Source organism: Sporolactobacillus sp. PKPK-6, assembly GCF_056678885.1.
This window is the reverse complement of the sequence record NZ_JBWXPA010000001.1, coordinates 1,143,755-1,163,643: the sequence shown is the minus strand read 5'-3', so window position 1 is coordinate 1,163,643 and position 19,889 is coordinate 1,143,755. Positions and strand designations below refer to the sequence as shown.

The following is a 19,889-nucleotide window of genomic DNA, read 5'->3' as shown; positions in this document are numbered from 1 at the left end:
AAAGGGGATGCAAACAACACAATGAACAGACACAAAATCATTTCAAAACGTATCTTAAAATATGTGATCACATCCTTTATGGCTCTGTCCCTCGTTTTTCTCGCAGCTTGCGGTGGCGGTTCAGGATCATCAGGAAGCAGCAAGAAGAAAGATACAATTTATGTTGGAACCGTAAACCCTCCCGGCGGTTTTAATCCGATTAATACCGGAGATATTGGGGGACAATTCGCGATTCGCGTTATGTTCGATGCATTTCTTGATATGACGTCACCATTGAAGTTTCAGCCGAAACTGGCAACGTCGATCGACACGACCGATAACCAGACCTATACAATTAATTTGAATCCTAAAGCGAAATGGACCGATGGCAAACCGGTTACCGCTGATGATGTTATTTTCACGTTCAACTTGATTGCCAACCCGAAATCAGAAGTAGCTGTCGGAACGAATATCTCGACGCTAACAGGCGTTGATGCCAATGGTAAATTGACCGGCGGCGCGACGACGATTCCTAATCTGAAAAAAGTTGACGAACATACGGTTACTTTCAAAACGAAGAAACCGGTTGATCCTAATTACATTAAAGAAATGATCGGTACGAAGATCATTACGATGCCAAAACATGTCTTGAAAGACATTGCTCCGGCAGATTTCTCTAAGAGCAAATTTGTACAGGCACCTAACGTAACAGACGGTCCATATAAATTTGTAACCTATAACAAGAACACATACATTCAATATAAAGCGAATAATGACTATTACCTTGGTAAGCCTAAGACACCTAAGTTCTTCATCAAGATTATGCAAGCTTCTAACCTGTTAGCTGAATTGCAAGCAGGAACCATTCAGGCAAACACATCAGGCGGTATCGGAAATCTACCGTTCCAAGATGTTGAAACAGCTCAGAAACTTAAGAATGTAAAAACAGAAATTCATCCGCAAATTGGATTCCAGACCATGCAGTACAACACAAAGACATTGCCAAACGCGAAAGTTCGTCAAGCACTTGCGTATGCAATTGACCGTCAGCAGATCGTTGACAAGCTGCTCAAAGGAAACGGTGAAATTGTCGACGGACCATACACATCACAAAGCCCTTATCTCGACAAGAGCACAAACGTGATTAAATATGATCCTAAGAAAGCAAAACAAATGTTGAAAGATGCTGGATGGGATTTCAACAAGACGTTGAATTTCGTTGTTCCGATCGGAAACAAAGTGCGTGAACAATCCGCCGATATTATTGTTCAGAACTTCAAAGCGATCGGCGTAAAAGTTAAAGAAACAACTTATGATTTCCCAACGATCATGCAAAAAGGTGCGGCAGGCGATTTTGATCTGCTCTTGATCGGATTTACATTCAACCTTGATCCTGATGTTTCCGCACTTTATGGTCCAACAGGTGCATACAACTTCATGAAATATGAAAATAAGGAAGCAACGAAGCTTATTGCCGAAGGCAAGGCTGAACCGGACAGCGCGAAGAGAAAGGTTATTTACAGCAAGCTTCAATCAATCTGGGAAAAGGATATGCCTGTAATTACGCTCTACTCTGACAACGAAGTTGTTGTGAAGAGTAAGGATCTTGCTTACGGCGGTGCTTCTGCTTACTGGCCGGGCACAGTTGCCAATTTCCAAAAATGGGCTTTTAAATAATAAACAAGCTTGAACTTTTGGATCCAGCTCAATTAAATGGTTAAAAATTTAAACAGCTGCTCTTCTGAGTCAGCTGTTTAAATTTTTTATACCGCTTTAGCGACTTAATAAAACGAGATAAGGAAGCGATATCATGGAGAGCAGCAAGAGAAAAGCACTGGAGGAAGAAGTACGCGCACAAGCGGATCGGTCGATTGAGACACTTTACAGCTATTTGCGGCTTAAAACAGTTTCTGCTCAGAACTTGGCAATTCCGGAAACAGTCAATTTTGTTTCTGAATTGTTGAATGGTCTTGGCGCAGAAGTTAAGGTTCTTGACGATTTGGGTGGCAACCCCGTTATTTACGGTTTTTTACCTGCGGGGGAAAAGGGCAATGCAAACAAAACCTTGCTTTTCTACGATCATTATGATGTTCAACCACCGGATCCGCTTGATGAATGGAACTCAGAGCCATTCGAACCTTATTTAAAGGATGGCATTCTTTACGCACGTGGTACTGCTGATAATAAGGGAACGTTGATGCAGCGTTTGGCGGCGATTAAAGCATTGGAACAAACCGGCGGACTGCCATGCAATATCAAATTTCTTATTGAAGGGGAAGAAGAGATCGGGAGTCCCAGTCTCACCGCATATCTAAAAAAATATGCAGAACTTTTTAAGGCTGACGCATGTATCTGGGAGTTCGGCAATAAGGATGCAGCGGAACGCGTTTCGCTTTTTGCAGGAATAAAAGGATCTGCTTATTATGAATTCTCTACGAAGAGCGCAAATATCGATATCCATTCATCACTTGCCGCTGTCATTGATAACCCGGCCTGGCGTTTGGTGCAGGCACTGGCCAGCATGAAAAACCAGAATAACGACATAACTGTTGAAGGATTTTTTGACGAGATAGAGGAACCCGATGAGGCATTAATTAAAACGGTTCGCGCCGTTCCTTTTAATGATGAAGCATTGAAAAAATCGTTTGGACTCAGTCGTCCGTTTATTACAGAGGCGCGCGGCGAGGTGCCCCAAGACGCACTCATGCTGCATCCGACTTTGACCATTTGCGGTATGGTGAGCGGTTATATCGGTGAAGGCGCTAAAACCGTGCTGCCTAAGGAAGCAAAGGTTAAGATTGATTGCCGCATGGTTCCCGGACAAACTGGAGAACATCTGCTTGCTTGTTTCGAGCGTCATCTTGCCCGTCACGGTTTTTCAGACGTCAAGGTGGACATGATCGAATCACAGCGTGCCTTCCGCTCAGATATTAATGATCCATTTCTTAAATTAGTTAAAAAAACAGCGGAAGAGGCTTATCAGTCTGAGGCCATCCTGTATCCGAATTCAGCAGGAACGGGTCCGATGTATGTTTTCGATAAATACCTCCATCTTCCGATTGTCAGCACTGGTGTCGGCTGGGCTGAATCTAAAGCACATGCACCGAATGAATCGATTCGTATGAAAGATTATGTGGATGGAAGCCTGCACATGGCTTACTTATTGACTGATTTCGCTGCGCAATAAAAGAGAGAAGGAGAATCTAACTTGGGCCTAATTGATGAGATAAAGCATATGATTTATGAAAAAAGAGACAGCTACCAAGCGCTGAGCGAAAAGGTATGGGATTTTGCAGAACTCCATTTTGGCGAAGTGAAATCAGCAGAGCTGCTGAGTCAAGCACTTGAGGATGAAGGTTTTACAGTTCAAAGAGAGATAGCAGGATTAAAAACCGGATTTGTCGGCAGCTATGGTGAAGGTAAGCCGGTCATTGCATTCCTTGGTGAATTCGATGCGCTTGCAGGGTTGAGTCAGAAGCGTAATAAAACGGTTCACGATCCGATCGTGCCGAATGGCAACGGTCACGGCTGCGGCCATAATTTACTGGGCGTCGGCTCGCTTGCTGCGGCATTTGCTGCAAAAGAATACTTAACGAAGCACCAACTCAAGGGTACGATTCGTTATTATGGCTGCCCGGCTGAAGAAAGCGGAAACGGTAAAGCCTATATGGCACGCGAAGGCTGTTTTAAAGATGTAGACGCTGCTTTTTCGTGGCATCCGGATTCAAAAAATACGGTGCAGCATCTTTCAAGCAATGCGGTCATTGAAGCTCGTTTTACATTTAAGGGAGTCAGTGCACATGCTGCTGCTTTGCCGGAACTGGGGCGCAGCGCGCTGGACGCATTAGAATTGATGAATGTTGGTGTCAACTATTTGCGCGAGCATATGGCAGATAAGGCACGTGTCCATTACGCAGTAACGAACACTGGCGGTGTCTCGCCAAATGTTGTTCAAGCAATTGCTGAGGAGCGTTTCCTCGTTCGTTCGCCGAAACCAAATGAAGTAAAAGAATTGTTTAAACGCGTGGTTAATGTTGCCAAAGGCGCAGCATTGATGACAGATACGGAAATGAGCTATAAGATTGAGGGCGGCTGCTGTAATTTGATTCCGAACACTGCGCTGCATCAAGTGATGGCTGATTTAATGGAAGAAATCGGTTACCCTGAACCATCAGAGAAAGATCTTGCTTTCATTAAAGATATCTATGCATCGCTAGGAGATAATGAAAAGAACTTTGCGAAAAAGTTCCTTACGACTGAACAGCGTAAAACGATTGATGAAAAGCCTATTGCTGATTGGGTGATTCCATGTCCTGAACACGATACATTTATGGAGGGCTCTACTGACGTTTCCGATGTCAGCTGGAATGTTCCGACTGCGCAATGCTTTACATCAACATGGGCATTTGCAACGGTACCGCATACTTGGCAAGTGGTTGCTCAGGGAACTCAAGACTTTGCTTTGAATGCGGCTCTCTACGCCGGAGAAGCCATGGCTTGCACTGCACTCAAGGCATTGGAAGATCCGGAACTGCTTGCTGAGGCAAAGCGGGAATTCAAAGAACGACTTGACGGTGAAACCTATGAATGTTTGATTCCACCGGATGTAACGCCATCTAGTTTATAATGAAAAGTCAGCTTTAAGAGGATAGTTGACTTTTTTCAGCAAACATCTAAAGAGAACTTTTTCCGTAACTTGGGAGAAAGTTCTTTTTTTATTGCATGAAATGAGCAGAAATCGTGCAATTTAAATACAGTTGCTCGTGTGAGAATCGATATTTTTTCACAGTTAAAACGGGAAGGGACTCAAAGGCGAACCTAAGATGGCGAGCTTGCCCTCCGGGACAATCGTCCGATACGGAAGGGAGAAGACAGTATGCGGCATATGAACTGGCGAGATTTTTTAGCTGTAAAGATTATGATTGTTATTCTTTTTCTTTGTTGCGTCATTTCAGGGATTCTTAGTCTTTTCCCAGGTAAACAAACGGAACCCAATGCTCAAACGACTAGTGTTAAGCGGCATGCAGTGAATACAAAAATAGCTCACCATGTATTTTTTCAACGACCGAGTTTAAGTCCGGTTGATCATCAGGAACCAAAGGTAGCCCATGAGCTGTTTAAAGGAATTCACTCCATTGATTTTACTTTTGGTGTGCTTCCGGATACGCAATACTACAGTAAATTGCATCCGGATATTTTTAAACGGATGAATCACTGGTTTGTTGCTAATCGCGATTCGTTAAATCTGAAATATATTTTTCACTTAGGTGATATTGTTAATAATTATGATCAGCCTTATCAATGGAAAACAGCTGACAAGGCAATGAAAATCCTGGATGAGGCAAAAGTGCCCTATGGGATTATTACAGGTAATCATGATGTTGGTTTTCAAAAAAAATATGCGTCATTTGATCGTTATTTTGGGGAACAACGTTACCAGTTGAACCCATGGTACGGCGGTTCCTATGATAACAATAAAGGCCATTTTGATTTAATTAACTCAAATGGTCAAAAGTACATTATGCTGGGTATGGGCTGGGGCATGGGCGGTGAAGAAATTTCCTGGATGAATCATGTACTGCAGGTCTATCGCAAACGGATAGCAATCCTGTTCGTGCACGATTACTTGGGAAGCTATGGGAGGCGTACTGCGCAGGGACAGATGCTCTTTGAAAATGTGGTGCGTCCCAATCCCAATGTTCGAATGGTCATGAATGGTCACAGTTTTGGGGCCGCGCGTCGAATTGATAAGATTGACGATAATTTCGACGGAAAACCGGATCGGAAGGTCATGCAAATTTTGTCTGATTATCAATCGGTGAAAGGCGGGCAAGGCTACATTCGTGTCATGGGCTTTGACCTTAAGCATGATAAAATTTATGTGCGCACCTTCTCACCGCAAGTGAATCGAACGCATGCATTTAAGAAAAACAAAGACAACTTTACATTCGGCTTCGACCTTGACCAGAAGACCAAAAAGGTGAAAAAAACGAAAAAAAAACATGTTGCACGGTGACTGGGTATTAAAGTCAAAAATATCACACAATTCGTTAATCTTTTCTTCAAATAACTGCGTTATGATTTAGTTAACAAGAAGAGAGGATGATTGAAATGAGAAAAAAGGTTACGTATCTGCAATTAGTGAAAAAAAATAAAGAAGAGATAATGAGGGATCGGATCGAATTGAACAGGATCGATCGAATACTTGATGAACGCCGCACCTCGCAAGTAAAAAAAAGCGCGACGAGATAAATGATTGTGTTTGGGTACATGAATAACCTGTCTATTGTTGCTTTAAATAGAGACGGCTGAGTTAATCTCAGGCCGTCTTTTTGACAAGTAAAGAAACATCCATGACTTGCTTGAGGGGCGGGGGACACCACTTAATGAAAATACTATGGAACTGAGAAGCTAGCTTGTATTTACGTACAAAAGTATATGATTTTGTACGCCGATAAGATCACAAGCTGCTAGTTCCCAATCCGCATGGATCGGTTAGGCGATCAGTTAAGCGCCCAGTCTGATAAATAGACGGAGAAATTCCGCTTAATTCGAAAATGAACGAGAAAAAAGCCTAAATAGACGGAAAAATTCCGCCTATTGAATAAAAAAAACGTGAAAATGGAGGGCTTTTCTGTGAATAAGCGGAAAAATTCCCCTTATTTACCAGTGAAACAAGCTTCGGAGTGCAAATAGCCGGAATATCTCCGCTTATTTTACTTGTTCCTTATTGAAGGGCAAGGATGCTCAATGCAACGCGAAAATCACCGCATTCTGCCGAAGTAAGGAGCGGGCGCTTTTTGACCGGTTTTTCTTATTTGATGGTGGGTCGACCAATAAGTACAGGTTATTCAACTACTTTAATTCCAAAAGATGAAATCAGACTTGCTGCCTGAAATTGATTGATTTTAAGCCCGTGGGATAAAGTAACATCAATTCGAATCATTGAAAATTCGCAGCTGGACAAGTTGATATCCTTGAGCTTTGTTTCACTAAAATCGGAACCGTCAATCAATGAACGGTTAAATTTCATTTTTTTCATTTGCACATTTTGGAAGGAACTCTCGTTTAGTTTATCTGTTTCAAAGGTGACATTTGTGAACTTGGAATCAGAAAAATTGATATAGGTCATCAAGCAATCCGTGAAAGTAGTGTCTTTAAATGTTGCTTTGATAAAATTGGTTCCCAAAAATTTGCACGCAGTAAAAGTGTCTCGATACAGGATTGATTTCTCAAAATCGCAATTTGAGAAATCACAGTGTGCGAACGAACAGTCAAGCAGCTCCGTTTTTGTAAAATCTTCAAAGAGGAAGACACAATGGTTAAATTGAACATCGCTCAAAAGCTTTTTTTCCTGATGGCTGTCAATTTCACAGTTTTTCAAGACGGATCCTTCTTCAATTTCTTCGAGATAAAGTGTTTTATTTTCAATTGGTGTTCCTGATTCCATTGCTATTCACCAGACTTTCATACAATAATAACCTACTCGGGAACAATTCGTATCCTAATGAGCCTTTTTCAGATAAAATGAGAGAGACACATGCTTCTTAATCATTAATCCATAAGGAATGGTTCATTTGATTAAAAATAGAATTCCAAATCATTATCTTCTCTTATTCTCTTGGATTGCCGCGATCTTTGCTACAGGAGGCAGCTTGTTTTTCAGCCAGGTCATGCATTTCGTGCCTTGCACATTGTGTTGGTACCAGCGTATTCTCATGTATCCGCTGGTCATCAGCCTCGGTATTGCCTACTTACATAACGATGTTTCAATTAGAAGATATATTTTGCCCGTTTCTATCCCAGGCTTTGTTTTAGCGTGCTACCATTATACCATTCAGATGTTGCCGAATGTCAGTACTTCGCAGTTCTGCTCACCGAACAATCCATGTACCGACAAGGAATTTTCAATTCTTGGTTTTATTACGATTCCACTGATGTCCGCAACTGCTTTTTTTCTGATCACTTTGTCAATGTTGCTTCTCAAAGCAAATCATCAAAATGAAATGAAGTGATCGCACTAGTTGTTGCTATGAAAAAATCTCCTTTCCAACTCACCTGGAGTGGAAAGGAGATTGCACGAAGTGATTAAAATCCATAAGCTTTTTCTTGTTCCTCACGAATCGCTGCGTAGGTTTTTGTCAGGACAACGGTGTCCTCAGCCAGACGACTGATTCGAAATAAGATGTCTTCATTAATCATTGCTTTTTGGTAAAAGTCCTTTTCTTCAATAAATACATAGCTCTGCACCATTTGTGCTTTCATATAAGCGAGTATCGGTTTTAACTGCTGTTCGGCAATCAAGTAATGTTTAGGCGAACCTGCGGTTACGATCATGCCGATTATTTTATCTTGGAAGGCATTTACGGGCAGCAGATCAAAGATGTTCTTTAAGGGAGCAGGTATTGATGCTTGAAAAACAGGTGTCCCGATAATAATCGCATCTGCATCCATTAAGCTCTTGGCAACGAACTGCGTGTCGCCGTCATACTCCAAATAATTGCGTCCATCACTGAATCGAATATTATATTCAGCCAGATCAATCAAGGATGCATCAACATTCGGATCTTTTTCTCTTAACGTTGTGAGCATATAATCCATGGCGATCCGCGTTTTGTGACCGACAATTGTGCCGACTAATCCGACAATCTTCATGTTTCCACCTTCTTATTTTTTTGCTGTGTATTTCTTGATCGCCGGTACTATTTCTGTGCCGATCACTTCTACATTCTTCATGACCTTATCAAACGGCATACCGCCGAAATCAATTTGAGCAATATAGCGCTGATGGCCAAATAATTCATATTGGTAAAGTATTTTTTCAATGATTTGCTGAGGACTGCCCACATTAATAATACTATGAGGATCGGCTCCTTGTGCAAAAAGCTGCTTAGAAAATCCCTGACCATTCGTTTTTTTCATGCCTTCATTAATACGCGGATACAGCTCACGAAGTGCTTGCTGCGTGCTCTCCGCAGTGTAGAAAAATCCGGCAGTAGTCACGGGCAGCTCGGCCGGATCAAAGCCGCTCGCTTGAGCCGACTCTCGGTAAGCATCAATGGTACGCTTGAAAATGGCGGCAGGTCCGCCTAAGTGGGCCATAAACATGGGAACGCCGGCATAGCCTGCCTTCATTGCACTGGCAGCCGTGCCGCCTACCGCTCTCCATATCGGCAGCGAACCATTTTTGGGACGTGGCAGTATTTTTGCATTGGTTAAAGGGGCGCGGAAATTTCCCTTCCAATTCACGATCTCTTCTTCATTTATTTTCAAGAGCAGATCAAATTTTTCTTCAAACAGTTCTTCGTAATCCCGAAGATTATAGCCCAGCAAATCGAAAAGGCCGATTCGCGATGCGCGTCCGGCAATGATTTCCGCACGTCCGCCGGAGATCAGATCAATCGTTGCAAAATTTTCATAGACGCGGACCGGATCTGAAGTACTTATAATTGTGGACGAGCTTCCGATTTTTATCTTTTTCGTCGCCTGTGCAATAGCCCCAAGCACAACGGCATGTGCCTGGGTCGCAAAGTAGTCCTGGTGGCTCTCGCCGACACTGAAAAAATCAATACCCGCCTGATCGGCGAGCTTCGCATACTCAATGATTTCATGAATGCGCTGTTCGGCCGAAATCCGCTCACCGGTTACAGGATCCGGCAAGTGATCGCCTAGCGTATAGATGCCGAATTCAAGCCCTTTACTTGAATCAATACGATATTTTCTCATGGATCATCATGCCTTCTTTTCTATTTTCACAAGCTTTGTCTTTTATGTTCCTACGAAAAGATCTTCTCATATATTTCATGTAATGTTATTATAAAAGATAATACCTATTTATGTAAGTACACACTTTCAAGTGGTATAGTATACAAATGGATACTATTGGAGCGAATGAATATGAAAATTGAACCTGATTTATGCCATGTGGAAAACGCATTGAGTATATTAGTGGGAAAATGGAAGCCGATTATTTTATTGTATCTGCTCAGAGACGGCACCCAGAGATTCAGCGAATTGAAACGAAATGTGAACGGTATTACGCAAAAAATGCTCACTAAGCAGCTTCGTGAACTGGAAGAGGAGGACATTGTGAAGCGTGTCGTTTACCCTCAGGTGCCGCCAAAAGTTGAGTATTCAATCACCGAATACGGGAAGAGTCTGCAACCAATTCTAGAAGACATGCATGAATGGGGCTTGAAGCACATCGCACATAAGCAGCAAATGCATCTGACCCGTCTCCATTAAGAAACAAATAGATCGAAAGGCATCTGAGTTCAGGTTTTGAGGAACCTACTCAGATGCCTTTTTCTATTTTCATATTTATTATGGAGCATAGGGGGCTCGAACCCCTGACCTTTGCGCTGCCAGCGCAACGCTCTCCCAGCTGAGCTAATGCCCCGCAATCAAGAATGATAAGCTCTACCTTATGGCAATGCTATTATATTACATGATGTCCGGCGTGAAGGTCAAGAAAAGATCCGATAAATTAGCCATAACCATCTCGAATTATTGAAAAAAACCTCCGCTTGATTTGCGGAGGTTATGCAGAAGCAGTTACTTCATGAAATCGGCAGGCGTTCTGAGGTGCCAATTCAGTGATTGATTTAATTGGTTAATGAATGGTTTCATGGTTTCATCCAAATAGTTCTGCGACATCAGTATTTTTGGGGCACTCATTGACCAGCCGAAAATGAGTTTCTGATAAGGACCAAGCTTTTTCCATGACGGATCAAGTTCCTTATAGACTTGATCGAGCATTTCTTGAATATCTGATTCCGTGTATAAAGAGTTTTTCGCAGCATCAATGGCAGTTGACGGATCATCTAAATAAGACTTAATGTCTTCGATTGTCACAAGTACCACCTCTACGACTATGGTATCACAATCATGGTGAAATCAATTATTTCTTTACGGTAAATCTTTTCCATGCTTCACTGCAGTCAAGCCGTATCCGCTGATCATATTACGACACGCATCGTCTATTAGTCTTGCCTTTGATATAATAAAAGATATAGCAAAAAAACGGAAGGAAGAACAGCCTTCATGAAAGCACAGGACAGAGTATATAATGCCTTAATACAGTCAGCCGATCACAGCGATGAAGGTGTTACCGCTTCAGAACTTGCAGAACAGATGGGGTTGAGTCGGCCGGTCGTCAGTCACTATTTGAGTGGATTGTTAAAAGAAGGCCGTGCTCAGAAGAAGGGAACAAAGCCGGTTTATTGGAGCGCTGTCCAGCGTGAAGCAGATGAGCCGAAACAAGAAACAGACGCTTTCCAAGCATTTGTTGGACATGACGGAAGCCAAAAATCGGTGATTGAACAATGCAAGGCGGCCGTTAATTATCCGCCGAATGGCTTGCCCCTGATCATCAATGGCAGGAGCGGCGTAGGCAAAAGCTTTCTCGCCAGTCTAATCTACCGTTATGCTCTGGACAAAGGCGCGATTGGCGCGGATGCGCCGTTCATTATTTTGAACTGTGCGGATTATGCCAATAATCCCGAGTTGCTTTCTAGCACTCTGTTTGGTCATAAAAAAGGGGCATTTACCGGGGCTGATCAGGACAAAGAGGGTTTGCTGAAGCAAGCGGACGGCGGGTATCTGTTCTTTGATGAAATTCATCGGCTGTCCTTCGAGAATCAGGAAAAACTGTTTGTCTTTATGGACAAGGGACAGTTCCGTCCAATTGGTGAAAATAAACAATGGCAGTCAGCTAAGGTTCGACTGATTTTTGCAACCACCGAACAAAACGATGAGGTTCTTCTTGCCACATTTCGAAGAAGAATTCCGCTAAAAATCCATATCAGCGATTTGAGTGAGCGTCCATTCTCCGAGCGCTTGCAGCTGGTCTATAATTGTTATCTTCAGGAAGCCAAAAAGATGCGCAAAAATCTTGAGGTGAGCAGTGAAGTGCTCAATCAATTATGCTTTCAAAGACTTGAAGGCAATATCGGGATGCTGCGGAACATAATTCAAATCAGCTGTGCTCATGCGTTCACCGAACAGCAGAGCCGGGAATCCTTGCAGATCACGATTGACCAGCTTCCGCTCTCAAAAAAGGACAGAACAGGTGAGAATGTTCTTAAACGGAATTTTTCCCCGTTGCAGATTGGAATGAATGACGAGCTTACTGCTGTGGCAAATGAACCTCGTCATCAGAAGAAGCAAATGACAGGCTTTTTCTCCTATCTGTCGCAGTACCCTGAAGAGGATACAGCCAAGGATCGCGCCGCATTAATCTTGGAATTTAAGAAGCTGGCACAAAGTATTGACCAAGCCAAGCCAACAGATAACGAGATTATCAATCGATTTTCTGCAATTCGTGAACGATTTGATGAACAGGTGCAGTGGATGCAGGAACGCTATGGTGTGACGTGTTCAACCAATACGATTGACGCGATGTTCCATGCGTTTATCTTATTCCAAAAAATGGTGCTGCCCTCAGATCAAGGTGATGTGCTCAATAAAAAGACAGCTACCTTATTTCCAAAGGCACATTATATCGCTGAACGCTTTGCTGAGCGCTCAGCGGCGTTAACCGATCATGGATTAAATTCACTTACACAGCTGTTCACCTTCTATTTACAGCCTTATATTGAAGAGAATATTCGCCTGCACGGTCTGATCGTTGCCCATGGACGGCATACGGCGAGCAGTATTCAGGCAGTGGCGAATCAGCTCTGTCACACGTTCGTATTTGAATCGATTGATATGCCGATTTCAACCGATCTTGGAGAAATCATTGTCAAGGTTAAGGATTATTTGAAGAGGCAGGATACAAGCGACGGACTCATTCTGCTTGTCGATATGGGCTCGTTGACACGACTGTACTCTTCTATTAAGAATCAGCTCAATGGAGATCTTCTGATTATCAACAATCTAACGACACAAGTTGCACTTGATATTGGGATGAAAATGGTACAAAACACTCCGTTTCGGAAAATTGCGGAGCAGGCAAAGACAAATTACACGATTGATGCTCGTTATTTTGAAGGGCTGACTCAAGGAAAAAATATCATTATTTCGTGTATGTCCGGTGTTGGTATTTCCAATCGTGTACGTGAAATCATGACACACTACATTCCTCAGGATCGACTGGATGTTTTGACCATGGAGTACAAGGAGCTCAGAGATGCGATTGCACGCAATGACAAGTCGTATTTTAAACAGACGCTGTTTATTATTACCACATCAGAACTGCCGTCAACACTTGATGTTCCTAATGTTAATATCTATGAAATTCTTGAGGACCGAGGCCAGGGGTATCTGTGGAAAGGGTTGAAGCCATTCATCGGACGTCCGCATTTTGAATTAATGATTCAGGACTTCTTGAAGAATTTCACGATTGAAGGCATTTCTAGCCGCCTGAGCTTCTTAAATCCGACTGTCATTATTAACGAAGTTGAGCATGTGATTTCTTTATATGAGAACTATTACGAAGTTCGGCTGGACGGCAAGGTCAAGTTGAATCTCTATATGCATATTGCCTTGATGGTGGAACGATTAATTACGACCAAAGACAGCAGCGTGCGGGACAATGTCAGCGTTCAACTTTCTAATAAAGAACAGGAATTTATTGCGATCACAAAAGAAATCTTTCATGATATGGAAACCAAGTACAATATTCGCGTAAACGGCTATGAACTTTCACTGCTTTATGAACTGTTGAAACCGTTTATTAAACGAAATAGTGAACAGGAAAATTAAACGGTTTTATGATGTGTTTAAAAAAGACACTGGATTTGTGTATAAGTGTTTAAAGGTAAATAAAATACGTGCTTTGAAAACGGTTAATGAATCGCAAATGGTCAGATAGTGACGCATTTTGCGGATTCTTGGCCGTTTTTTAATGCGCTTACAAAGTGTTTAAAAAAGTTGGCACGAAAATTGCTTAGTAAAAAGAGAAGGCGAGGTGGAAAGAAATGAAAAAGATATTAGTAGCAACTCATGGGCAATTTGCCGACGGAGTAAAAAGCAGCCTGTCAATCTTAGTCGGTAAAACGGATTCGATTACTTTTCTAAACGCTTACGTAAACAAAGAAGATGTGGATGAAACGATTGACCGATTTTTCGCAGATGCTGCAGAAGATGATGAATTGATCATTTTCACCGATTTGCTTGGCGGTAGTGTCAATCAGAAAGTAACGCTGCGTGCACAGAAGCATCATGCATTTATCATTGCAGGATTTAACCTGCCGATTATTTTGGAAGTACTGCTTGCATCCGCGCCGATAACCAAGGAACTTTTAAACCAAAAACTTGAAGAATGCAGGAAAGCAATGGTTCTTGTTGAACCGGAAAAACTGGCAACGGTTGAAGATTCGGAAGAAGATTTCTTAAGCTGAGACAGCAGGCTAAACGGAGCTTTAAAAATAAGAATGGAGCTGATTTAAATGATCGTAGCACTAAGAGTGGACGAACGGCTGATTCATGGACAGATCGCGATGACTTGGTCGAAGGAACTGAAAATTAAAGGAATCGTCGTGCCGAATGATGAAGCAGCGGCCAACGAAATGCAGAAGATGGCATTGAAAATGGCCGTACCAAGTGAAATCAAAGTGTTAATTAAACCGGTAAACGAAGCGATTAAGGTGCTCAATAATCCAAAGGCGGCAAACATGCGCATGTTGGTTATTGTAAAAACGATTAAGGATGCACTCACCATCGTGCAAAACGTCCCGAACATTCAGTACGTGAATATTGGAAACGTCGGCAAATCTGTAAGCGGTGACAAAACGGAACTCAGCAGCTTTGTTCTCTTGACAGACGAAGAAATCGAAAATCTAAAGAAACTTGTTGAACTCGAACCGAAGACCGCATTGCAGGTTGTTCCTTCAGCGGAAAAGAAATTGGCTGTGGATGTATTGGCACAGTTAAAAAAATAACAGAAACTAGGTGATGAAAAAATGTTATACGAAGCAATTATTGTTTCATTGATTGTTATTGCCACAGTCGGCGGTGCTGAATTACTTGGTATGACCATGTTGAACCGTCCAATCGTAATCGGTCCCTTAGTCGGTCTTGCACTTGGTGATATTCAATCCGGCGTGCTCATTGGCGCGTCTCTCGAGGCTGTTTTCATGGGCGTTGTCAATATCGGCGGTGCCAGTGCTGCTGAACCAGGTCTTGCAACCGCAGTTGGTACTGCATTTGCCATTACATTGGGCGGAGGCGCGGGGGTTGCCCTGCCGCTTGCGATTCCAATCGGTATTCTTGGCCTGCAAGTGAAAACGCTTTTATATGTAGGTGTCATTGGCTTCTTTGCCCCGGTGTTCGATCGCTTGGCGGCAGAGGGCAAGGAACGAAAAATTGTACTCTTGCATTATGGAGCATGGGTCTTGCAGTGGGGCCTCTACGGACTGCTGCCATTCATAGGTATCCTTGCGGGATCCGATGCAATCAACGCTTTTGTTAAAGCGATCCCTCAAGTAATTATGAACGGCTTGAACATCTGCGGCGGGCTGCTTCCGGCAGTCGGCATGGCGATGCTGCTGAAGCTGCTCTGGGATAAGAAAATCTATGCATTCTTTTTCCTTGGATTTATCCTGGTTGCTTATTTGAAATTGCCGCTCGTTGCGCTGGCTGTTCTTGGCGCCATTATTGCGGTAACCATTGCACAACGGGACTATCAATTAAGTCAATTGACGAAAAAAATGAATGCTGCTCCTGCCACAGCTGCTCCTGCAGGAAATGCGGGCCAAATGGATACAGAAGAGGAGGACTTCTTTGATGAGTAAAATGACGAACGTCTCCAAAGATGAGAAAAAGATGCTGCGTAAAATGTTCTGGCGCGCGTTTACGCTGTACACAGCCGTAACGCCGGCAAAACAAGGTGCTTCCGGTTTTTGCTACTCAATGATGCCATTTATCGATCATTTTTATAAAGATGCGAAACAAAAGAAAGATGCACTTGTTCGTCACATGGCTTACTTCAATACAACGATTCCATTGTCCACATTTATCATGGGTATTGCGGCGTCAATGGAAAAAGAGAATAGCAAAAATAAAGATTTTGACGCAAACTCAATCAACGCGATTAAGTCGAGCTTGATGGGCCCGCTTGCTGGTATCGGTGATTCGTTCTTCTGGGGCGTACTGCGTGTCATTGCCGCCGGAATCGCAGTCAGCATGGGCCAGTCGGGTAATATTCTGGCACCGATTGTTTTCCTTTTAATTTTCAATATCCCGACAATTTTGGTACGCTATTATGGAACGTTCCTTGGTTACACCCTAGGTTCAACCTATATTGAAAAGATATACCAGAGTGGTTTGATTCACATTTTGACGAAGGCAGCAAGTATTGTTGGACTCATCATGGTCGGCGGGATGACAAGTCAGATGGTCAAATTTACGACAACGATTTCCATGAGCATGAAGGGCGAGTCGGTGCTTAAGTTGCAAGGCATGCTTGATCAAATCTTTGTTGGCATTGTTCCGCTCGGAATTACACTGCTCTGTTTCTATCTGCTGAATAAAAAAGTCAGCATCAATTACTTGATCTTCGGCGTAATCGGATTAAGTATCCTATTATCTGTATTCCATATTGCTTAATGGCACGGGAAAGACAGCATGAAAGGGGAAAAACGATGAGTGAATGGTGGAAAGACGCGGTCATCTATCAAGTCTATCCGCGAAGCTTCAAGGACAGCAACGGCGACGGTTGGGGCGATTTGAATGGAATTATTAAGAAACTCGATTATTTAAAAAAACTTGGCATCGATGCGCTTTGGATCAGTCCCGTTTACGATTCGCCGCAGGATGACAATGGCTACGATATTCGCGACTATCGCAAGATCTATGATCGGTTCGGGTCAAATGCGGACATGGAGCATTTGATTGCCGAAGCGCATCAGCGCGGGATTAAGATCATTATGGATCTAGTCGCAAATCACACTTCGGATGAGCATTACTGGTTTCAGGAAAGTAAGAAATCCAAGGATAATCCATACAGTGACTATTACATTTGGAAGGATCCGAAGCCGGACGGAAGCGCGCCGAATAATTGGGGCTCACATTTCGGTGGATCCGCCTGGGAGTATGAACCGGAACGCGGTCAATATTACCTGCACTTTTACACGAAAAAACAGCCTGATTTGAACTGGGAAAATGAAAAGGTGCGTCAGGAAATCTATGATTTGATGCAGTTCTGGGTGGATAAAGGTGTCGACGGATGGCGTATGGATGTGATCGCTGAAATCTCTAAATATACCGATTTCCCTGATTATCCACCGCAGCCTGGAAAAGAATTTATTGTCGGATCAATGCATCAAAACGGACCGCGCCTGCATGAATTTATTCAAGAAATGAATCGCAAGGTGCTCGCGCCGAACGACAGTATGACGGTCGGCGAAGCACCAGGGTCAAATGCTGAGCTTGCCAAGCTGTTTACCGATCCTGAGCGTAAAGAACTGAATATGATCTTTACATTTGAACACGTCGAACTTGACCGTGTGAAAGGATCGCCTAACCGCAAGTGGGCACTTCGACCATTTGAATTCACAGAGTTAAAGAAGGTGCTTTCCGACTGGCAGGACACCTTACGCGGCTGTGGTTGGAATGCACTGTATTTTGAAAATCATGACCGTCCGCGCATTATTTCACGGTGGGGCAATGACACGAATTACCGCAAGGAATGTGCCAAGGCGTTCGCAACCGTTCTGCATGGTATGCAAGGTACACCTTATGTCTATCAAGGCGAGGAAATCGGTATGGTGAATGCCCATTACGCTCTTGATGAATATGATGATGTGGAAATCAAGAACGCCTATAAAGAATACGTTCTAAAAAATAAATCGATCTCAGAGGAAGACTTTAAGAAAGCGGTCTGGCAGGTCAGTCGCGACAATGCACGCACCCCGATGCAGTGGGATGCAGGAGCTGAAGCGGGATTCACGACCGGCAAGCCATTGTTCAAAGTGAATCCGCGCTATCCGGAGATTAATGTGGCGGAAGCGCTCGACGATCCGGATTCCATTTTCTACTATTATAAGAAACTGATTGACCTGCGGCACAAGGAACCGATTCTGAGAGAGGGAACCTATCAGCTTTATCTTGCCGATGATCCGAACCTGTTTGTTTACGAGCGCACTTATGGTGATGAAAAATGGCTGGTGGTTGCCAACTTCTCAGAGGAGAACACAGATGCTGCTCCACTTTCTCAATTCCTTTACGATCAATGGGAACCTGTGATTGGAAACTATCCATCCGTTGATCCGCACCAACCGCTGAGACCTTATGAAGCCTACATTATTCGCAAAGTGAAGTAAACTTGCATTTCCGCCATACTTGATTCGTTTATGAATCGGGTATGGTTTTTTTATGGGCAAATTTCTGGAGGATTATGGCTTTCATAGAGTTCATGTTTTATTGCCATTTTTGAATAGAAGACGGAAGAGGCGCAATATCGTATCAATTGAAAAAACACTAATAATATTAAGAAAGCTGAATTGAAGAGAAGAAGTTAGACCGAATCCAGGGAAAGCTAGACCGAATCTAGTGAGAATTAGACCGAAAAGTAGAGGTTAGGCCGAACCGATGGAAAGTCAGACCGAACCTGTGAAAAATTAGACTGAACGCTCGAAAAGTTGAACCAAATCTTCCTTTGTTGCGCAGTACGTCTTAACTTTGCGCTAAGGTAAGCTCCACACACAACAAAAAAAGGATCAGGCACAATTTTCCCAATCCGCTCTGATCCATTAAAATTATTCAGGTTGCCACTCGCGAAATTGAGGAAGAAACGGGTCTGAAGCTTGCCAATCTGAAGCTGTTCAACGTTTATTCGGGGTCACCTTTGTATGAAGCGGAAAATGGTGATCAGTACTATACAGTTACGACGATATACAAAACGACCGATTATAGCGGCGATTTGAAAAGTGATGCCGTCGAATCGGAAACGTTTGAATTCCGAGCTTTCGACCAACTGCCTGAGCGGTTGTTTCCGGAACACCGAAAAATTTTACACGATTATTTCGATGGATGTACCGAAGCTTGAGCTTTTCCATACATAGCAAGGGCTGAGTCAGTAAAAAAGCGCATGTTTCCAGTGAGCACTTTGTCTTTATGCCAAGCGATATACGTGGAAATCGATTTTGGGGCTGCCTGCCAATTGAGTTTGGTAAGCAGTCCCTTTTCAATCTCTGCGTGAACGGTGATCTCAGGCAAAAAGGCCAGACCAATCCCGGCGAGGGCACATTGTTTGATGGCCTCAACCGTAACAAATTCCATTACGGTCTCAGGGATAATTTCGTGTTTTTCGAAGGCGTTCTCTAGGGAGTTGCGATAAGAACAGCCTTTAGACGTTAGTAAAAAGGTTTCACCATTGAGATCTTCATCTGTAATTAGCGGATGTCTGCATATCGACTTTTCTGATGCGGCAACCAGCACCATTTTCTCGTCAATTAGATCTTCTTCAGTCATTAAAGGTGAAGGATGATGCGTACCCATCATCCAGCCTAAATCAATACTGCCGTCCATGATCGCTTCACGAACTTCTGAGTCAAAATTAACGGGCTTTAAAATCAGATGTGCTTTTGGATCATGCCGCTTATACTTTTCAAGCAGCAGTGGAAGCCGATAGGTGCACTGACTTTCCGTAACGCCAATCGTCAATGTTGGCGGAGTATTCATCAGTTTTTCTTCTGCTTCACGGGTGAGCTGCACCATCTGATCAGCATAATTTTTGAACTGCCGACCGGCTTCTGTTAAAAAAATCTTTTTGCCCAGTCGTTCAAACAGAGGCTGCCCGAGTTCGCGTTCTAATGCCTGGATCTGAGCAGTGACACTGGATTGAGCAAAGTGCAGGTGACGCGCGGTTAATGTGAAATTAAGATTTTCTGCGGCAATTTTGAATGTCAAAAGCTGTTTTGTATCCATGATCTAGTCTCCTTATCGAATATTTCGATTGATTCATA

19 protein-coding genes and 1 tRNA gene are annotated in these 19,889 nt (G+C 43.1%); 14 read left to right on the top strand and 6 right to left on the bottom strand.

What is annotated here, in order from left to right:
• The first annotated feature begins 21 nt into the window (after nucleotides 1–21).
• The 5 genes from AC1MBV_RS05605 (at nucleotide 22) to AC1MBV_RS05585 (ending at nucleotide 6,231) form a co-directional block, all read left to right on the top strand.
• Nucleotides 22–1,656, top strand: coding sequence for an ABC transporter substrate-binding protein (locus AC1MBV_RS05605; RefSeq protein ID WP_480947777.1), 1,635 nt, complete (start codon nucleotides 22–24; stop codon nucleotides 1,654–1,656).
• A gap of 133 nt (nucleotides 1,657–1,789) precedes the next feature.
• Nucleotides 1,790–3,166 (top strand): M20/M25/M40 family metallo-hydrolase, encoded by a 1,377-nt coding sequence (locus tag AC1MBV_RS05600; RefSeq protein ID WP_255748508.1) that lies wholly within the window; start codon nucleotides 1,790–1,792, stop codon nucleotides 3,164–3,166.
• Nucleotides 3,167–3,187: 21 nt separating this feature from the next.
• Complete coding sequence (locus tag AC1MBV_RS05595) at nucleotides 3,188–4,606, top strand: M20 family metallopeptidase (RefSeq protein WP_480947776.1); 1,419 nt, start codon at nucleotides 3,188–3,190, stop codon at nucleotides 4,604–4,606.
• A gap of 258 nt (nucleotides 4,607–4,864) precedes the next feature.
• Nucleotides 4,865–5,995 (top strand): metallophosphoesterase, encoded by a 1,131-nt coding sequence (locus AC1MBV_RS05590; RefSeq protein WP_480947775.1) that lies wholly within the window; start codon nucleotides 4,865–4,867, stop codon nucleotides 5,993–5,995.
• 95 nt (nucleotides 5,996–6,090) lie between these two features.
• A complete protein-coding gene (locus AC1MBV_RS05585; RefSeq protein ID WP_255748511.1) occupies nucleotides 6,091–6,231 on the top strand; it encodes an FbpB family small basic protein in 141 nt (46 codons plus the stop codon).
• Between the two features lie 595 nt (nucleotides 6,232–6,826).
• Here the strand turns inward: AC1MBV_RS05585 and AC1MBV_RS05580 are convergent.
• Nucleotides 6,827–7,429, bottom strand: a complete 603-nt coding sequence (locus tag AC1MBV_RS05580) for a pentapeptide repeat-containing protein (protein ID WP_480947774.1) — start codon at nucleotides 7,427–7,429, stop codon at nucleotides 6,827–6,829.
• Nucleotides 7,430–7,556: 127 nt separating this feature from the next.
• Here AC1MBV_RS05580 and AC1MBV_RS05575 point away from each other — a divergent pair, with 127 nt between their 5' ends.
• Nucleotides 7,557–7,994, top strand: a complete 438-nt coding sequence (locus AC1MBV_RS05575; protein WP_255749531.1) for a disulfide oxidoreductase — start codon at nucleotides 7,557–7,559, stop codon at nucleotides 7,992–7,994.
• A 73-nt stretch (nucleotides 7,995–8,067) separates the two neighbouring features.
• Here AC1MBV_RS05575 and AC1MBV_RS05570 read toward each other — a convergent pair whose 3' ends face one another.
• Nucleotides 8,068–8,634 (bottom strand): NADPH-dependent FMN reductase, encoded by a 567-nt coding sequence (locus AC1MBV_RS05570; protein ID WP_255749532.1) that lies wholly within the window; start codon nucleotides 8,632–8,634, stop codon nucleotides 8,068–8,070.
• Nucleotides 8,635–8,646: 12 nt separating this feature from the next.
• On the bottom strand, nucleotides 8,647–9,705 hold the full coding sequence (locus AC1MBV_RS05565; RefSeq protein ID WP_480947773.1) for an LLM class flavin-dependent oxidoreductase: 1,059 nt from the start codon (nucleotides 9,703–9,705) through the stop codon (nucleotides 8,647–8,649).
• A gap of 171 nt (nucleotides 9,706–9,876) precedes the next feature.
• Here AC1MBV_RS05565 and AC1MBV_RS05560 point away from each other — a divergent pair, with 171 nt between their 5' ends.
• Nucleotides 9,877–10,224, top strand: coding sequence for a winged helix-turn-helix transcriptional regulator (locus AC1MBV_RS05560; RefSeq protein ID WP_255749534.1), 348 nt, complete (start codon nucleotides 9,877–9,879; stop codon nucleotides 10,222–10,224).
• An 81-nt stretch (nucleotides 10,225–10,305) separates the two neighbouring features.
• Here AC1MBV_RS05560 and AC1MBV_RS05555 read toward each other — a convergent pair.
• Both AC1MBV_RS05555 and AC1MBV_RS05550 read right to left on the bottom strand, forming a co-directional pair.
• A tRNA-Ala gene (locus AC1MBV_RS05555) sits at nucleotides 10,306–10,378 on the bottom strand.
• Nucleotides 10,379–10,533: 155 nt separating this feature from the next.
• Nucleotides 10,534–10,833 (bottom strand): hypothetical protein, encoded by a 300-nt coding sequence (locus tag AC1MBV_RS05550; protein WP_255749535.1) that lies wholly within the window; start codon nucleotides 10,831–10,833, stop codon nucleotides 10,534–10,536.
• A gap of 189 nt (nucleotides 10,834–11,022) precedes the next feature.
• Here AC1MBV_RS05550 and AC1MBV_RS05545 point away from each other — a divergent pair, with 189 nt between their 5' ends.
• The 7 genes from AC1MBV_RS05545 (at nucleotide 11,023) to AC1MBV_RS05515 (ending at nucleotide 18,970) form a co-directional block, all read left to right on the top strand.
• On the top strand, nucleotides 11,023–13,686 hold the full coding sequence (locus AC1MBV_RS05545) for a sigma 54-interacting transcriptional regulator (protein WP_255749536.1): 2,664 nt from the start codon (nucleotides 11,023–11,025) through the stop codon (nucleotides 13,684–13,686).
• Nucleotides 13,687–13,901: 215 nt separating this feature from the next.
• Nucleotides 13,902–14,324 (top strand): PTS sugar transporter subunit IIA, encoded by a 423-nt coding sequence (locus AC1MBV_RS05540; protein ID WP_255749537.1) that lies wholly within the window; start codon nucleotides 13,902–13,904, stop codon nucleotides 14,322–14,324.
• A gap of 48 nt (nucleotides 14,325–14,372) precedes the next feature.
• Nucleotides 14,373–14,864 carry a PTS sugar transporter subunit IIB gene (locus AC1MBV_RS05535; RefSeq protein ID WP_255749538.1) on the top strand — a complete coding sequence of 164 codons (492 nt, stop codon included), beginning with the start codon at nucleotides 14,373–14,375 and terminating at the stop codon, nucleotides 14,862–14,864.
• Nucleotides 14,865–14,885: 21 nt separating this feature from the next.
• Nucleotides 14,886–15,716, top strand: coding sequence for a PTS mannose/fructose/sorbose/N-acetylgalactosamine transporter subunit IIC (locus AC1MBV_RS05530; protein ID WP_255749539.1), 831 nt, complete (start codon nucleotides 14,886–14,888; stop codon nucleotides 15,714–15,716).
• Nucleotides 15,709–16,530 carry a PTS system mannose/fructose/sorbose family transporter subunit IID gene (locus AC1MBV_RS05525; RefSeq protein WP_255749540.1) on the top strand — a complete coding sequence of 274 codons (822 nt, stop codon included), beginning with the start codon at nucleotides 15,709–15,711 and terminating at the stop codon, nucleotides 16,528–16,530. Before AC1MBV_RS05530 ends, AC1MBV_RS05525 begins: the two co-directional genes overlap by 8 nt.
• A gap of 35 nt (nucleotides 16,531–16,565) precedes the next feature.
• Entirely contained in the window at nucleotides 16,566–18,245 is a 1,680-nt protein-coding gene (locus AC1MBV_RS05520) for a glycoside hydrolase family 13 protein (RefSeq protein ID WP_304654940.1), read from the top strand.
• Nucleotides 18,246–18,673: 428 nt separating this feature from the next.
• Nucleotides 18,674–18,970 carry an NUDIX domain-containing protein gene (locus AC1MBV_RS05515; protein ID WP_480948266.1) on the top strand — a complete coding sequence of 99 codons (297 nt, stop codon included), beginning with the start codon at nucleotides 18,674–18,676 and terminating at the stop codon, nucleotides 18,968–18,970.
• Here the strand turns inward: AC1MBV_RS05515 and AC1MBV_RS05510 are convergent.
• The gene (locus tag AC1MBV_RS05510; protein ID WP_255749541.1) at nucleotides 18,943–19,851 is read right to left on the bottom strand and encodes a LysR family transcriptional regulator; all 909 of its coding nucleotides are present in this window, start codon (nucleotides 19,849–19,851) and stop codon (nucleotides 18,943–18,945) included. The genes AC1MBV_RS05515 and AC1MBV_RS05510 overlap by 28 nt on opposite strands.
• Between the last annotated feature and the right edge of the window lie 38 nt (nucleotides 19,852–19,889).

Excerpts from the sequence above, each read along its gene's own strand:
- AC1MBV_RS05560 (WP_255749534.1), top strand. The coding sequence starts at position 9,877 with ATGAAAATTGAACCTGATTTATGCCATGTGGAAAACGCATTGAGTATA.
- AC1MBV_RS05580 (WP_480947774.1), bottom strand. The coding sequence starts at position 7,429 with ATGGAATCAGGAACACCAATTGAAAATAAAACACTTTATCTCGAAGAA.
- AC1MBV_RS05565 (WP_480947773.1), bottom strand. The coding sequence starts at position 9,705 with ATGAGAAAATATCGTATTGATTCAAGTAAAGGGCTTGAATTCGGCATC.
- AC1MBV_RS05545 (WP_255749536.1), top strand. The coding sequence starts at position 11,023 with ATGAAAGCACAGGACAGAGTATATAATGCCTTAATACAGTCAGCCGAT.
- AC1MBV_RS05605 (WP_480947777.1), top strand. The coding sequence starts at position 22 with ATGAACAGACACAAAATCATTTCAAAACGTATCTTAAAATATGTGATC.
- AC1MBV_RS05520 (WP_304654940.1), top strand. The coding sequence starts at position 16,566 with ATGAGTGAATGGTGGAAAGACGCGGTCATCTATCAAGTCTATCCGCGA.
- AC1MBV_RS05570 (WP_255749532.1), bottom strand. The coding sequence starts at position 8,634 with ATGAAGATTGTCGGATTAGTCGGCACAATTGTCGGTCACAAAACGCGG.
- AC1MBV_RS05600 (WP_255748508.1), top strand. The coding sequence starts at position 1,790 with ATGGAGAGCAGCAAGAGAAAAGCACTGGAGGAAGAAGTACGCGCACAA.
- AC1MBV_RS05585 (WP_255748511.1), top strand. The coding sequence starts at position 6,091 with ATGAGAAAAAAGGTTACGTATCTGCAATTAGTGAAAAAAAATAAAGAA.
- AC1MBV_RS05535 (WP_255749538.1), top strand. The coding sequence starts at position 14,373 with ATGATCGTAGCACTAAGAGTGGACGAACGGCTGATTCATGGACAGATC.
- AC1MBV_RS05590 (WP_480947775.1), top strand. The coding sequence starts at position 4,865 with ATGAACTGGCGAGATTTTTTAGCTGTAAAGATTATGATTGTTATTCTT.
- AC1MBV_RS05540 (WP_255749537.1), top strand. The coding sequence starts at position 13,902 with ATGAAAAAGATATTAGTAGCAACTCATGGGCAATTTGCCGACGGAGTA.
- AC1MBV_RS05510 (WP_255749541.1), bottom strand. The coding sequence starts at position 19,851 with ATGGATACAAAACAGCTTTTGACATTCAAAATTGCCGCAGAAAATCTT.
- AC1MBV_RS05530 (WP_255749539.1), top strand. The coding sequence starts at position 14,886 with ATGTTATACGAAGCAATTATTGTTTCATTGATTGTTATTGCCACAGTC.
- AC1MBV_RS05525 (WP_255749540.1), top strand. The coding sequence starts at position 15,709 with ATGAGTAAAATGACGAACGTCTCCAAAGATGAGAAAAAGATGCTGCGT.